The 13,216-nt window shown below is 44.8% G+C and carries 16 protein-coding genes; 3 read left to right on the top strand and 13 right to left on the bottom strand.

Annotation, left to right across the window (positions count from 1 at the left end; genetic code table 11):
- Positions 1 to 24: 24 nt before the first annotated feature.
- The 3 genes from POW22_RS04070 to POW22_RS04060 are packed head-to-tail and all read right to left on the bottom strand — an operon-like array spanning position 25 to position 2,663.
- Positions 25 to 1,401: a short-chain fatty acid transporter gene (locus POW22_RS04070; RefSeq protein ID WP_272831345.1), complete on the bottom strand. Its 1,377-nt coding sequence runs from the start codon at positions 1,399 to 1,401 to the stop codon at positions 25 to 27.
- A gap of 16 nt (positions 1,402 to 1,417) precedes the next feature.
- Positions 1,418 to 1,792: a DUF3127 domain-containing protein gene (locus tag POW22_RS04065; RefSeq protein WP_272831344.1), complete on the bottom strand. Its 375-nt coding sequence runs from the start codon at positions 1,790 to 1,792 to the stop codon at positions 1,418 to 1,420.
- 4 nt (positions 1,793 to 1,796) lie between these two features.
- Entirely contained in the window at positions 1,797 to 2,663 is an 867-nt protein-coding gene (locus POW22_RS04060) for a flavin reductase family protein (RefSeq protein WP_272831343.1), read from the bottom strand.
- A 108-nt stretch (positions 2,664 to 2,771) separates the two neighbouring features.
- Here POW22_RS04060 and POW22_RS04055 point away from each other — a divergent pair, with 108 nt between their 5' ends.
- Both POW22_RS04055 and POW22_RS04050 read left to right on the top strand, forming a co-directional pair.
- Positions 2,772 to 3,926 (top strand): sensor histidine kinase, encoded by a 1,155-nt coding sequence (locus POW22_RS04055; protein ID WP_272831342.1) that lies wholly within the window; start codon positions 2,772 to 2,774, stop codon positions 3,924 to 3,926.
- A gap of 11 nt (positions 3,927 to 3,937) precedes the next feature.
- Positions 3,938 to 4,288 carry a hypothetical protein gene (locus POW22_RS04050; protein WP_272831341.1) on the top strand — a complete coding sequence of 117 codons (351 nt, stop codon included), beginning with the start codon at positions 3,938 to 3,940 and terminating at the stop codon, positions 4,286 to 4,288.
- On the opposite strand, the gene POW22_RS04045 is transcribed toward POW22_RS04050, so the two are convergent.
- On the bottom strand, positions 4,276 to 4,668 hold the full coding sequence (locus POW22_RS04045) for an HIT family protein (protein ID WP_272831340.1): 393 nt from the start codon (positions 4,666 to 4,668) through the stop codon (positions 4,276 to 4,278). The two genes, POW22_RS04050 and POW22_RS04045, sit on opposite strands and share 13 nt — an antisense overlap.
- Before the next feature lie 83 nt (positions 4,669 to 4,751).
- Positions 4,752 to 5,231, bottom strand: coding sequence for a transcription elongation factor GreA (gene greA, locus POW22_RS04040; protein ID WP_272831339.1), 480 nt, complete (start codon positions 5,229 to 5,231; stop codon positions 4,752 to 4,754).
- A gap of 168 nt (positions 5,232 to 5,399) precedes the next feature.
- Here greA and POW22_RS04035 point away from each other — a divergent pair, with 168 nt between their 5' ends.
- Positions 5,400 to 5,846, top strand: a complete 447-nt coding sequence (locus tag POW22_RS04035; RefSeq protein ID WP_272831338.1) for a Rieske (2Fe-2S) protein — start codon at positions 5,400 to 5,402, stop codon at positions 5,844 to 5,846.
- On the opposite strand, the gene POW22_RS04030 is transcribed toward POW22_RS04035, so the two are convergent.
- From POW22_RS04030 to POW22_RS03995, 8 genes are all read right to left on the bottom strand, one after another.
- Positions 5,843 to 8,017 carry a TonB-dependent receptor gene (locus POW22_RS04030; protein WP_272831337.1) on the bottom strand — a complete coding sequence of 725 codons (2,175 nt, stop codon included), beginning with the start codon at positions 8,015 to 8,017 and terminating at the stop codon, positions 5,843 to 5,845. The genes POW22_RS04035 and POW22_RS04030 overlap by 4 nt on opposite strands.
- A gap of 490 nt (positions 8,018 to 8,507) precedes the next feature.
- On the bottom strand, positions 8,508 to 8,909 hold the full coding sequence (gene arfB / locus POW22_RS04025; RefSeq protein ID WP_272831336.1) for an alternative ribosome rescue aminoacyl-tRNA hydrolase ArfB: 402 nt from the start codon (positions 8,907 to 8,909) through the stop codon (positions 8,508 to 8,510).
- Positions 8,909 to 10,441: a DUF4301 family protein gene (locus POW22_RS04020; protein ID WP_272831335.1), complete on the bottom strand. Its 1,533-nt coding sequence runs from the start codon at positions 10,439 to 10,441 to the stop codon at positions 8,909 to 8,911. Before POW22_RS04020 ends, arfB begins: the two co-directional genes overlap by 1 nt.
- On the bottom strand, positions 10,431 to 10,994 hold the full coding sequence (locus POW22_RS04015; protein ID WP_272831334.1) for an ATP-binding protein: 564 nt from the start codon (positions 10,992 to 10,994) through the stop codon (positions 10,431 to 10,433). The genes POW22_RS04020 and POW22_RS04015 overlap by 11 nt, the downstream gene beginning before the upstream one ends.
- Entirely contained in the window at positions 10,967 to 11,596 is a 630-nt protein-coding gene (pnuC, locus tag POW22_RS04010; RefSeq protein WP_272831333.1) for a nicotinamide riboside transporter PnuC, read from the bottom strand. Before pnuC ends, POW22_RS04015 begins: the two co-directional genes overlap by 28 nt.
- On the bottom strand, positions 11,580 to 11,840 hold the full coding sequence (locus POW22_RS04005) for a thiamine-binding protein (RefSeq protein ID WP_272831332.1): 261 nt from the start codon (positions 11,838 to 11,840) through the stop codon (positions 11,580 to 11,582). Before POW22_RS04005 ends, pnuC begins: the two co-directional genes overlap by 17 nt.
- The gene (locus tag POW22_RS04000) at positions 11,840 to 12,550 is read right to left on the bottom strand and encodes a phosphoglycerol geranylgeranyltransferase (protein ID WP_272831331.1); all 711 of its coding nucleotides are present in this window, start codon (positions 12,548 to 12,550) and stop codon (positions 11,840 to 11,842) included. The genes POW22_RS04005 and POW22_RS04000 overlap by 1 nt, the downstream gene beginning before the upstream one ends.
- A complete protein-coding gene (locus tag POW22_RS03995) occupies positions 12,528 to 13,166 on the bottom strand; it encodes a 4'-phosphopantetheinyl transferase family protein (protein ID WP_272831330.1) in 639 nt (212 codons plus the stop codon). The genes POW22_RS04000 and POW22_RS03995 overlap by 23 nt, the downstream gene beginning before the upstream one ends.
- Positions 13,167 to 13,216: the final 50 nt, after the last annotated feature.

Here is a 13,216-nt window from a genome sequence, read left to right as displayed (position 1 = left end):
TGCTCCTAGCGGGGTTGTTTTATTTTACAGCAGGAGCAAGCCGCCAATGAAAATTGCACTACCCACCAACATAATGATCAAAGTGTAAGGCAATATCTCTTTAGCCTTCAATTTGGTAATCCCCAAAAGCGGCAAGGCCCAAAATGGTTGTAGCATATTGGTGATCTGATCGCCATAGGATAAAGCCATGACAGCCTTGGGTAAAGGAACTCCTAATTGCATGGCCGATTCAATGACAATTGGACCTTGTACTGCCCATTGTCCGCCACCGCTCGGCACAAAAATATTTACCAGACCCGCACTGAAAAAGGTATAGATCGGCAAAGTGGTCTCGTTGGCAATGGATACAAAGAAATCTGCAATTTGCTGTACCATCCCGCTCTCTGCCATGATTCCCATGATCCCAAAATACAAGGGGAATTGTATCAAAATCCCTGCAGCCCCTTTGATGGCTTCTTCAACGGCCGCCAGGAAAGAACGGAAAGAACCGTGTAAAAGCAGCGCCATACCCAACATAAAGAAATTGAGCATGTTTGGCGTCAGGGTCAAGCCCAAAAGTTGTTCGCCGTATTGCACGACGAACGTTATGAGTATTAAAAGGCCCACGCCGCGCCCAAACCAAGGCGAATCGTCCAAGCGTTCTGCAGCGCCATCCGGAGCGGCAGCACTTGAATTTGGAGCATAAGGACTTAAATTGACTGGTGTGATTTGTGCCTTTTTGGACAAGCGATAAAATACCCAAGGAATCAAGATTAAGAGGATCCCGAACAGCAGCAAATTCCACCAACTAAAAATAGTAGCACTTCCTGGAATGGTATCGGGTAATTGGGCCAACAACCCAGGATCTGAGATCCCAGCCATGATCTGCTGTAAGTGACCAGACTCTGCTACTTTCAAGGGAGCAGAACCGCTTATCCCGCCATGCCAGATCATCAATCCGCAGTAACCTGCAGCTCCGACAAGCGGATAATTTATACTAAAGCCGCGCTCTTGAGAAGCCTCTGCCACCTTGCGGGCCATAATAGCTCCAAAGATGAGTCCCAATCCCCAATTGAAGAAGGAAACCATCAATGTGCTGACACTAACCAAAACCACCGCTTGCCCCGTATTATTGACCAAACCGGTAAGGCGTTGAATCAATCGATTCATAGGGCTGCTCAGTACCAGAATATGTCCTAAAACCAGAATAAGCATCATTTGGTAACCAAATACGAGCAGATCCTTATTCCAAATTCCGTTCTCCCAATGGGAAAGCAGTTGTAAAATATGAGAGCCCTCTGCAGGAGGGTTTGTTGTCAGTAAGGCTAAAACCAGCGTCAAAAGCGTTAGCAGCACGGCAATGGTAAAAGGTGCTGGCAAAAATCGCTTAAAAACTACCTCTATGGTTCGGGTAAAGCCCATTTAACTTTTAGGCGTCCTAGAACGGCAGGTCGTCGTGATCTTCTTCACTGAACTCGCTGGTCGGCTCAAAAGCGTCCGCAGGAGGAATTGGTGGCATATCTGCAGGTAGATCTGCATCCATACGCTCTATTCTCCATCCTTGAATGGAATTGAAATACTTGGTTTCACCTTGTGGATTCACCCACTCACGTCCTCTTAGGTTGATGCTGATCTTTACCGATTCTCCAACCTTGAAGTTGTTTAACAGATCGGTCTTGTCCTGAATGAACTCGATCATGATGTGTTGTGGATATTGCTCTTCTGTAGTGACCACTACTTCACGCTTTCTAAAGCCGTTTGAGCCGTAAGTTTTAGTTTCGTCTATGAGTTTTAAAGTTCCTTGTACTTCCATAAGATTACTTTGATAAGAGCACCTTCCAGGCATCTGAAACGGCTCCTTTGGCGATATAATTTTTTGCTAGTTGATGTTTTTGTTGTTGATCTCCTTGCAGAAGCACCTCCGGATGAAAGGCCTCCATGAAACTGGCGCATTCAACTTCCGAGGGTAGGCTTTCTACATTGCCCAATTGTCCCAGATCATTCCCAGTGAGTACTGTGCTTAGTTTGATCGGTTCCGGAATTTGATCCACTCCAATACCTAAAGTACTCAAGGGTTTCGGAACCTCAAACATGCCCGTCTTGGCACGGCTGTACCAATTACCTCCCATACGTGCTACAGTGTCGATCTTGGCGGCGTCGATACGTCCGTCATCATCCAAGATTTCTTCTTGAATGTGCATACGAACCACTTGCGCAATCACCAGATTTCCTGCTCCGCCTTCCTCACCAAGTGCTACTACATTGAGCACTTTGCATTCCAGTTGCACAGGAGCTTCAGCCACACGTGGTGGGGTCACCGCTTCCGAAGGCAACTCCGTCAAGCCAGCTTTCACAAACTCGTTGACACCCTTAGGGTACTCTGTAGAGGAGAGCGACATTTGCTGCACCATATTGTAATTCACAATATTGATCACTACCTCGGGCACTTCAAGCACATTCTCTAGGGTATGCTTCACCGTATTGTCACGTACACGTCTCGCCGGAGAGAAGATCACCACCGGTGGGTTTGCACTGAACACATTGAAAAAACTGTAAGGCGATAAATTGACCTGACCTTCTTTATTTACAGTGCTTGCAAAGGCGATTGGTCGCGGCGAAACCGAAGCCAATAAATAGCTGTGCAATTTGCCTGTAGAAGTGTTTTCCGGATGTATTGTGAGCATAGCCACAAAGGTAATTATTCTACCAAGGGAATCATAAAAAAGGGGGCATAATCCGCACAATAATATTCACTTAATTGCATTATATTTAGCGCAGCGACTGCCTTTTATATGGAGATCAACACTCGTTTAACACGCACACTAATCATTGTCTTTAGCATGTTCATAATTGGACTTGTGGGCTACAACACCTACTTGTTCTACAATCAGCTCAAAGAGAACGAACGCGATAAAATGGAGATCTTTTCCAAGGCACTTGGCGAGATGGCAGAGACCAGCAACAGTGAATTGGGCTTGGATGAGAGTCCGCTCATTATTGAAGTGATCCGCAGCAATACCACTACGCCGTTGATCTTACATACCCTTAAAGGGGATTCTTATGATCTGAGTAATATTCCCAATGCAGATCAACTCAGCAGAGCAGAAATTGAAGATATGGTGGAGGCCTTCAAGCAAACAAATCCGCCTATTGAAACGCGTTATGAAGGCGATGTACTCAACATCATTTACTACGGAAACGCCCCTATTATCACGAAGGTCAAGTACTATCCCGCAGCCATACTGTTGGTCATCATGCTGTTTGTAGGCTTTATTTATTTCTTCTATCAGACGACCAAATCCGCAGAACAAAACAAACTCTGGGCGGGTATGGCTAAAGAGACCGCGCATCAAATTGGGACTCCGCTTTCTTCTCTTGTGGGATGGACAGAAATTTTGAAGTCAGAGAACACCAATCCGGCCTACATTGCCGAGATAGAAAAAGATATTTCCAGATTACAAACCATTACGGAGCGTTTTTCTAAGGTTGGTTCCAAACCCAAATTGGAAGAGCGCGATGTGGTCCGCGAAACGCAATTGGCCTATGATTACCTCAAAGCAAGAACCTCAAAGCTGATCCAATTTGAATTGGAGTTGCCCCAGAAGAAGATCCCTGTTATGCTCAACGAGCAACTCTTTGGTTGGACCGTTGAAAATCTGGTAAAGAACGGTATTGACGCCATGAAAGGTAAGGGTAAGATCAGCATAAAGATCACGGAACAACCTAAAACAGTTACCATCCATGTCACCGATACGGGAAAAGGAATTCCCAAGCGCGATTTTAAAAAGATATTCACCCCAGGTTTTACGACTAAGAAACGCGGCTGGGGCTTGGGACTGTCTTTGGCCAAACGCATTATTGAAGAGTATCATGAAGGCAACATTAAAGTGCTTAAAAGCGCCCCTAATGTTGGCACTACTATGGAGATCCAACTCAAACGCCTTTAATCAATCGCCCCATGACAACGACACCAAAACTGATCAGAAAAGCAGAACTCAAGACCAATTGTCCGGAGTGTTATACCACAGATGGCTTGCAGGTAGAATTCTACCAACCCTATGTCAATGGCCGTTGGTATAAGCGCTTTTTAGCAGAACTCAGTTCCAAGATGCATTGTACCAAATGCGGAACGGAGATCTTCCCGGTCTCTTGGACTCCAGACATTGAAAGGGTCTACGATTATCACCGTAAAAGTACCAATATGCGATCCTCCAAAAGACATTGGAAGCCTTTGGCTTTAGTTCTGATGTTAGTGGCGATTGCAGTGATCGCAGCTGCTGCGATCTTTGGTTTTAATTATTTGAGTTGAGCCCGAATTGCCGCTGCAGTAGCTTCAAATTCTTCTGGACTTAGGCTCACCTTCTCTTGAAAAGTCATTTCTCCCATGTGATTTAACGGAATCAAATGCACATGAACGTGCGGTACTTCCAGCCCAATAACAGACATTCCAACCCGTTTACAAGGAATTGCTTCGCGCAGTCCCAGAGCAACGGTTCTAGAGAATTCCATGAGGCCATCATAGGTCTCTTTATCCAAGTCAAACAATCGATTCACCTCTTTTTTAGGGATACACAATGTATGCCCTTTGGCGTTGGGGTTGATGTCTAAGAAGGCATAGAAATCATCGGTCTCTGCAACTTTATAAGAAGGGATCTCTCCGTTGATGATCTTGGTGAAAATACTGGCCATAGGGAATCGTTTATAAGTACTAAAAATAAGAAATAAAAAAGCCCCGCTGAATAAGCAGGGCTCGTAAATTCTTTAAATCAATGCTATTCGCCGCGGGTGATCTCCATAATCTCGAACTTCACCACGCCATTTGGCACCTGTACCTCTGCAAGGTCACCAACTTCTTTTCCAAGTAAACCTTTTCCAATTGGAGAGTCTACAGAGATCTTTCCAGATTTGAGATCGGCTTCACTTTGAGCTACCAATTTATAGGTCATTTTTGCGTTATTGGCGGTATTCTTTATCGTGACTGTAGAATGGACCAAAACCTTTGAGGTGTCTAGCTGAGACTCATCAATGAGACGAGCTCCGGCAAGAGTTTCTTCCAATTTGGAGATGCGCATCTCTAACAAGCCTTGGGCTTCTTTGGCCGCGTCGTATTCGGCATTCTCCGAAAGATCTCCTTTATCTCGGGCTTCTGCAATAGCCTGAGAGGCTTTAGGACGCTCTACATCTTTAAGCTGATTGAGCTCCTCGCGTAATTTCTTTAATCCTTCTGCGGTGTAATAGGATACATTACTCATAACTTCATTCTTTTAACGCCCTGTAAATGAGGGCGCCTGTTCAAAAAACACAAAAAATCCCATGCAGCACGGGATTTCTGTGGTAAAGATACTAAATTTTTAAATTTTCACTCAGAATACACTAATTTGCGCTCCCTAGAGTTAATTAATAGAGCTCGATTAATTGTTATGAAGAAAATGAAGGTATTACGACTTGCTTTATATATTATGGTTGTTGGATTGATTAGTGCTGGATGCAGTGGCGATGACGGACCAATTCGCGCGAATCCAAACCTTCCAAACCTCAACATCAACCTAACTTTAGACTTGAATTTACCGCAATACAACCCGCTGAATTTTCCGGGTAACGCCTTTGTGACCCAACTCCAAGGTGTTCGAGGCATTGTGATCTACAATATTGACAACAGTCAGTATACCGCCTTTGAGATTGCTTGTCCTAACACTCCTGTGAGTGATTGTTCTTCAATGACTGTAGAAGGGATTACTGCAACATGCCCGTGCAACGGGAATCAGTACAACATCATTACAGGTCAAATAACGGCAGGCGAAGGGCAGTACCCTATGCTCGCCTACCGTATTACTAGATCCGGAGATCAACTCACCATCAATAATTAGAACTGAATACTCGCGCCCACTAAGAAATTAATGGTCGCTTGGGGGAAAAATCCAGCCCCTTCAATGGTTGTCACGGTTCCGGGATTACTAAAGTCATCATCAAAGGTGAAGAAGTATCCGTTAGACACGTACTCCACGTTGAATATATTGTTCACCAAACCGCTGAAAACAATGCGCTCCACAAGCGGAGCTGTTTCCCAGCTGTAGCTGATGTTTAGGTCGTTCACAAAGAAGGAATCTAACAAAGAGGCTTCACTGTCAATATTCCCCATATACTGTTCACTCACGTATTTAGACAAGAAACTGATCTGCAGGTCTTCTTGTGGCATATAGGTCAAAATACTTCCCGCGATCAATTCTGGTGAGAAAGAAATATTAGTAGTACCTAGGTTTACCAATTCTCCATCTCTAGAAGTTGTGAAGTCTTGGTTCTTATTGCTACTCAAGGCAATGTTTGGACGCCAGTTCAGTTTAGGCGCAATTTGCAAATTGGCTTCCACTTCCAAACCTAATCGATAACTCTTACCACTGGTTGCACGAATAGGCTGCCCTACATCATCCAAAGCCCCAGTAAGCACCAATTGATTGCGGTAATTCATGAAATACGCATTGGCGCTAAAACTGTTCTTAGTTGCTGTATGACGCCATCCCAATTCAAAGTCATCAAGGGTCTCTGCAGTGGTCACTCCGTTTTCATAATCTGCGCGACGTGGCTCACGATTCGCACGCCCGTAAGATGCATAAAGCTGGTTATTACTGTTGACCTTATAAGTCGCTCCCGCTTTTGGGTTGAAGAAGTTAAAACTGTCGTTGACATTCAGCTCAATTAAGTCTGAAGTGGTCCCATCTGCCTCGTAATTGATGAATCGACCTTGAAGATCCGCGAATACAGTCCATTGATCATTCACACGGTAAGTTGCTTTAGCAAAAGTGGTGAACTCATTCTTGGTTCCGGTTCCGAAGTAATAACGATCACGAATTTGAGAGCCTCCGGCATTCTGCGCCCAGATCACTTCTCCAAAGTGATCTCCTCCGTAGTAACTGTAGAAAAACCCTCCAATAACATCTACGGAATTGTCCTTGTAATTCACAGAAGTATTGACCACATAGTAGTCATTATCCAACCAGCGGCGACGTACCAGATCTGTAGTATTAATCACCTCACCACCCAATTCGATTGGCGTGAATCCGTAAGTCTCAAAATCTTCGTCTTCGCGATACTGCTCAAAGAAACCGCGACCGTAAGTGTAGTTTAAACCAACATTGGCAGACCAGTTGTTGTCAAAACGCTGGTTCCAGTGCAATTGATAGTGATCTTGAGCGTAGTCATCAACTTCATTGTCATAGAACTGAATGTTTCCGTCTGCATCAGTGAATTGACCAACAGGGTTGAAGGTTCTGTCTGTTTCCAAAGTTTCTCTGTCAATTCCAAAGTACGCTTGATAGGTCAATTCACGCCCCCCAAAAGCAATGGCTTTCACCAAGGTATTGTCTCCAACGTATGCCGCTTGAAGGAAGTAAGATTTGAGATCAGAAGTGGCGCGATCAATATATCCGTCTGAGGTGATATTGGACAAACGTCCTGCGATCTCCCACTTGCCATTGAGCAAGCCGGTTGAGAATTTCAAAGTGTGTTTGCGGGTATTGAAAGACCCAAAAGAGTTTGCAAATTCTCCGTTGGCCTTCTCAGAGACTGCATCGGTCAAAATGTTCAAACTCGCTCCAAAAGCTCCTGAACCATTCGTAGAAGTTCCTACTCCACGTTGCAACTGTAGGTTTTCTACGGAAGATGCAAAATCAGGGAGGTTCACCCAAAAGGTTCCTTGACTCTCCGCATCGTTAAAAGGAATACCATTGAGCGTAACATTCACTCGGGATGCATCGCTCCCACGCACGCGAATACCTGTATAACCGACTCCGGCTCCGGCATCACTGTTGGTTACTACACCCGGCAAATAATTCAATAAAATTGGGATGTCTTGCCCTAAATTCCTCGGAGCAAGTTCCTCTTTGGTGACATTACTGTGCGTGATCGGAGAGTCTGCCTCTACACGTACAGATTTTACAAGAACCTCATCAAGAGCTTCTACTTTGGTTGTGTCAATTACTGTTTGCGCTTGTGCCATCCAGGTAGTCATTCCTGCAACTAGCACGAGAATTAAACGTTTCATTCGTCTGTGGATATCTATCCGTTTTAGAGGAATAAAAAGAGGTAATTATTCTATGTTGGTTAAAAGTTTTTACTGCGGATGCAGTCCATTGAAGTAGAAGTTGACACTGGCAAAAAAGCACAGTGAGCTTCAACAAGAGCATTAATGATCAACAGACCGTCTTAATTAAGACCAATTAGCAGATCATGTCACGTGCCGCAGACTAAGGCTCCCAAACTAAAAGTACTCCAGAACTATCTTTCTTTCCTTTTACTTATTGGGCAGCAGGTATAATCTGCGCAAGTCAACACTTTAGACCATTTAATTTTAATCGAGCTGAAACTTCCAGCGCGGCAGGCCTAAAGCGCGCTAAATTAGTCCACTGGACAAATTTTGACGCTTGCTTTCCTAAACGGCATTACCCGTTCCAGGTTCAATGGGTATAATCTCAGCCTTGTAATAATACAAAGCACCCCTTTGTTGAGATTGGTGCAAAGATAAGGACTAAATTCTAGAACTGAGGAGGCTTGCGATTGGCTTTTTTTTGAGATTGCCGTCTTTTGTCTTCCCGACGTTTTTTCAAAACTCCCTTAGGGATCTTGGTAGGCTTACGCGGTTTTTCCTCTCGGAGGCCTTGTTCCAACAGTGCAAAGAACCGTTGAATCACCAAGCGTTTATTGCGCAATTGGCTCCGAGTCTCGCCGCAATGCAATTGCAGATAACCGCTACTGGTCAAACGGCTAGCCAAACGCTGGCTGAGTAATTCCTTCTGCTGATCAGATAAACCTTGAGAATCTCGCAGATTAAAACTGAGGACCACCTTGGTTGCTACCTTATTGACGTGCTGCCCTCCAGACCCGCTAGATCGGGCCATTTTAAACTGCAATTCACTAAGTAGCTGAGGTCTGTCCATTACATATTTGGGCGATGCTCGCGCTGCAAAAGATCGTTGACCGTTTTCACGGGGTTGAAGGTGATGAGTGGCACTTCTACAAAAACGGTGTTCCACTGCGCCATAGATCCGTTCCAAAGACCGGGAAGCTCTAAAGCTTTTACGATGTTCCCGTCCTTGTCTTTTTGGGTGATAAAGCCCGTGTTGGGATCGGTAAAGGCGCTCAAATCAAATTTATCGCCTTTGTAGTCACGCACTCCACAAACCAGATCTACGGGGTTAAAGTGTGTAGACTCGCTAAAGACATTGCGTTGTGAAGGGTCCTTAAGATTGATCTGGGCCGATTCCACTATTTGAAGCGACTGCGTTCCGTCAGCATCAACAACCCAAAAAGGTCCGCCGCCAGGGGCTCCCGTATTTTTAACCATCCCGCAAACACGCGTTGGCCGATTCAAAAGGCTCAATAAGTGAAGGATGCTGTTGCTAACATCTTTAATGTTGAGTTCGTTCCACATAAAGGACTTTACTTCCGTGACCAATTCTGGGTCTATCTCTTCCTGTCTGAGTTCTTTTACGTAATGATGGATCTTGTGCTGTAGCCACAGCAACTTCCCACCGAGCATTTTCTTGTAAGCGGAGATCTCCTCTACGTACTCTTCTGCAATTACGTTGTCAATGTTTTTAATGAAGACCACATCGGCATCGATCTCATTGAGGTTTTCCAAAAGGGCCCCGTGACCTGCTGGGCGAAACACCAATTTGCCCTCCTTGTCACGTACTGGTTCATTATCACTGTTTACAGCAATGGTGTCTGAAGCACTTTTCTGGAAAGAGTAGGATACGTGAACTTCTTTTTTGGTCTTTTTCTGCACCCGGTTTTTAATGCTCTCAAAGGCTGCTTTGAAATACTCCACATGCACGGGGGCAAAAGTGAAATGCACAAAGACCTCATCTCTGTTGGCTGCATAAAAACAACCTTCAAAGAGCTGCTCTTCAAAGGCAGTGGTGTAATGCTTATTGTATTTGTGGAAAGGTATTAGCCCCTTAGGTAAACGAGCAAAGTTCAAGCCTTCTGGTGATAATAATACCTCAGCGACAATGAGTGCGCGTTCTCCACGAGTTTTAAATTTATAGTCTGGGTATTGCTCGCGTACCGCTTTGCGCAAATGGTTCGCAAAAGCAAAGTCAGAAAACGAGTTCAGGAATTCATCTAAGTTGTTCAGGCGGTGATGCGCAATAAAATCTTTGAGCTTTTCTCGCTGCGGATCGTAATGCGTAAGTAAGCTGTTTAGACTCTGAAACATGCGCGTTGCCGCTCCAGAAGCTGGCACGAACTTTACAATATCTGATTTGTTCTTATGACTGTCAAAGTACTGGATGTATTTCTTCCGTTCATCAGCGCTAAAGTTGCTGATCCCATTACCAATCACCGCTGGGGTGTTGATCTTAGTGGGTGGAAATCCCCTCTTGAACATCTCTATTTGACCCAGCACTTGTGCTGTAGTTAGGCCGTGTTCCTGTATTTGAGTTTCGTCTTGCTGGTTAAATTCCATGTAGTCCTTCCCGGTATTTTTCAATGGCTCGGATCGCAGTTTGCAACCTCACCTGTTCATCACCTTTGAGCACAAGATGGGGATATGCCTGTGCTTTCAATCGTTCTTCAAAAATAGAAAATACTTTTTGTCTATCGAAAGGTCGGTCCCTTAAGGGGTCGTTTTCCCAAGGCACATCGATGTAGGTCAAAAAACACAGGTCGTACTGCATATGGGGTAAACTGGCTTCTAAAAGCGGGGGGATTTCATCAAAATAATACTTAGAATAACAAGCGATCTCTAAGAGATTGGTATCACATATCAATAATTCTGAAGCGGTTTTAAGAGCGGTGTTCTCCGCTTCAATTTGCCCTTGGGCTATGGGTAAGATATCCTCAATTTCTGAATAAAAAGGATCCCGGACCACGAGTTCCTCATAATAAGTACGCATGAATTCCGGCACATAAGTTGTCTCAAAATGACTCGCCAAAGCCTTCACCAAAGTAGTCTTACCTGTGGACTCCGGCCCAACAACAGCAATTTTGATCAGTTGGCTGTGCTCTTGTTTAAACATTTTTTCCACGCGTTATAGCCTTGAATAGCCAAGAAGGTAAAGATTAAATACTGTAATGCCAACATTCCCCATCCGCGGTAAGCGTATAAAGGAACACTAATGACATCGGCAATGATCCAAAGGGTCCAATTCTCAATTTTCTTAGTAGCCATATACCACATGGCGGTAAAAAAGAGTCCAGAGGTAAAAATGTCTATATAGTTAGACGTACCTATTGCCGTACCCGATAAGGTGTAGACCCCATAGGTAATTCCCATAGTCAGTATACAAAGCCCAACACCGATCCATTTTTCTCGGGCATTGGTTCTGCTTACTTGCACCACCAGCGTATCGTCCTTACGACGCGACCAGTTCCACCAGCCATAAATACTCATGGCAGAATAATAGAAATTCATCATCATATCCCCTAAGAGCTCATCTTGCAAAAAGATGTAGACGGTGATGACGGTAGCGACCAATCCGGTTGGATAGACCAGAATATCACGCCGCTTTGCGTAGACCACACTCGCGATCCCAAAAACAAAGGCAATGGCCTCTAAAACGATCAAATAGGGTTCCCGCTCGTAGTAAGGCGAAAGGAAAAAATCAAAAATGGGGTTCATAATCGCTGCGATCCGTTTTTACCATTTTTAAATAAAGCACCACCTGATTCAGATCTACAAAAGCATCCTTAATAGCGCCATTTAAAAGCTCCATGACCTCATCATAAGGCCCGTACACCTGTGTGCTTAGCGGATTCTCCAAAACGGTGAGTCCAGAAGCTCTCAAGGTTTTTATAAAGGCAATTATGGGTGCCTCAAATTCGTCTTGCAATGGACTCAGGGTAAGTTCTACGGATACGTTCATCAGTCTTGATTTTCAAAGGCGGTTCCCATGACCAGCATGTCCGCTCCAGCCGCATAGGCCGCTTGCATTTGTGCTGAGCTTCGGATTCCTCCGCCAACAATTAAAGGCAAATTTATGGCTTTTCGCACAGCTTGAATAATAGCTGCCGATACTGGCACCAAGGCTCCGCTTCCAGCTTCTAGATACAAACAACGCGCGCCGCAATATTGCGCAGCTAGCGCCACATCTACTATGTCTTCAATATTGTCTTGTGGCAAAGCTTGGGTTTGGGTCACGCGGGCCACTGCAGATTGATTTCCGCCGTCTATGAGCAAATAAGCCGTCGGGATCACTTCTAAACGAGATTCCTTTAAATAGCGTGCCGCTTTGCGTTGCTGACCAATTAAATACTCCGGATTATCTCCAGAATAGAGCGACAAAAAAAGCAAGCCATCTGCAGCTTCCGTCAACTGCGTATGACTCCCAGGAAATAAAACAATGGGCAAGCCTGAGGGTTTTAGACTCTTTACCGTGAGCTCTGTAGCTCCTTGCGGGACCTCACTTCCTCCAACAAAAAGATGCGTGGTCTGGTCGGGAATTGTTTTTAGAAAATCAGTGGCATGTTGGGGTTGAAACTTATCCGGATCCACCAAAATGGCTAGGAGTTTCTTGCCCTCGGCCTTACTTTGGACCAAACTGGAGTAGATACTACTGCTCTTCTGGGTATCCATAGGCACAACTAAATCCATCAAACTCTAAAAAGAAAACACGATACAAGCTCTTCATGCCATTGTAATTGATCGTAGCGAGGGTTTCATTGGCCTCCCCCAGATCAAAATCGTGTACGTCAATATGCTTTAAAAAACTTAAACCCGGTTGCCCGTACATTTTGTACAAGGTCTCTTTGGCGCACCAAACCAGACTCAGTTTGCGTATCAAGGCCTCTTCATTGGCTAAGGTTCTGTACTCTTCCAGCGGGGTGAACTTATGGGCTATTCTCAAGATCTTAGCCCTTCCGCGTTCTATATCGATGCCCACCGGCTGCTTTCCCACAATGATACCCGTAAATTCAAAGGAGTGCGTAATACTGATCTCTGTGCCGTCTTTGAGGTGTGGTTTGCCAAAATCATTGTAGTACAGATCGTGGTCGATGTAGCCAGCTAAAGCCAGTAAGTGGCGGATGCTCAAAAACCCTCTGCGGTGAATGTCTGATTTCATTCCTTCCACCCGAGCGGCATGAGCCTCCTGCAGATCAATGCCATTTTGTAGATCATCAAATGATTCTTCGATCTTCCACAGATAAACAGTGGTCTGATTATGAGCTGTTATTGTTTTGTAAAGAGGCACAGGAATTACTGGATAATGCTTAATTTTGCCAAGCGCTTTAGACGGCGCAG

It is taken from the genome of Gilvibacter sediminis, from assembly GCF_028561565.1.
Taxonomy (GTDB): domain Bacteria; phylum Bacteroidota; class Bacteroidia; order Flavobacteriales; family Flavobacteriaceae; genus Gilvibacter; species Gilvibacter sediminis.
Note: the sequence above shows the minus strand (reverse complement) of the source record. Positions and strands in the feature narration are given on the sequence as shown.

Coding starts and splice junctions, on each gene's coding strand:
- POW22_RS04015 (WP_272831334.1), bottom strand. CDS start 10,994: ATGTTTAAACAAGAGCACAGCCAACTGATCAAAATTGCTGTTGTTGGG.
- POW22_RS04045 (WP_272831340.1), bottom strand. CDS start 4,668: ATGGCCAGTATTTTCACCAAGATCATCAACGGAGAGATCCCTTCTTAT.
- POW22_RS04005 (WP_272831332.1), bottom strand. CDS start 11,840: ATGAACGTATCCGTAGAACTTACCCTGAGTCCATTGCAAGACGAATTT.
- POW22_RS04065 (WP_272831344.1), bottom strand. CDS start 1,792: ATGGAAGTACAAGGAACTTTAAAACTCATAGACGAAACTAAAACTTAC.
- POW22_RS04070 (WP_272831345.1), bottom strand. CDS start 1,401: ATGGGCTTTACCCGAACCATAGAGGTAGTTTTTAAGCGATTTTTGCCA.
- POW22_RS04035 (WP_272831338.1), top strand. CDS start 5,400: ATGAAGAAAATGAAGGTATTACGACTTGCTTTATATATTATGGTTGTT.
- pnuC (WP_272831333.1), bottom strand. CDS start 11,596: ATGAACCCCATTTTTGATTTTTTCCTTTCGCCTTACTACGAGCGGGAA.
- POW22_RS04030 (WP_272831337.1), bottom strand. CDS start 8,017: ATGAAACGTTTAATTCTCGTGCTAGTTGCAGGAATGACTACCTGGATG.
- POW22_RS04020 (WP_272831335.1), bottom strand. CDS start 10,441: ATGGAATTTAACCAGCAAGACGAAACTCAAATACAGGAACACGGCCTA.
- POW22_RS04050 (WP_272831341.1), top strand. CDS start 3,938: ATGACAACGACACCAAAACTGATCAGAAAAGCAGAACTCAAGACCAAT.
- POW22_RS04055 (WP_272831342.1), top strand. CDS start 2,772: ATGGAGATCAACACTCGTTTAACACGCACACTAATCATTGTCTTTAGC.
- POW22_RS04000 (WP_272831331.1), bottom strand. CDS start 12,550: ATGGATACCCAGAAGAGCAGTAGTATCTACTCCAGTTTGGTCCAAAGT.
- greA (WP_272831339.1), bottom strand. CDS start 5,231: ATGAGTAATGTATCCTATTACACCGCAGAAGGATTAAAGAAATTACGC.
- arfB (WP_272831336.1), bottom strand. CDS start 8,909: ATGGACAGACCTCAGCTACTTAGTGAATTGCAGTTTAAAATGGCCCGA.
- POW22_RS04060 (WP_272831343.1), bottom strand. CDS start 2,663: ATGCTCACAATACATCCGGAAAACACTTCTACAGGCAAATTGCACAGC.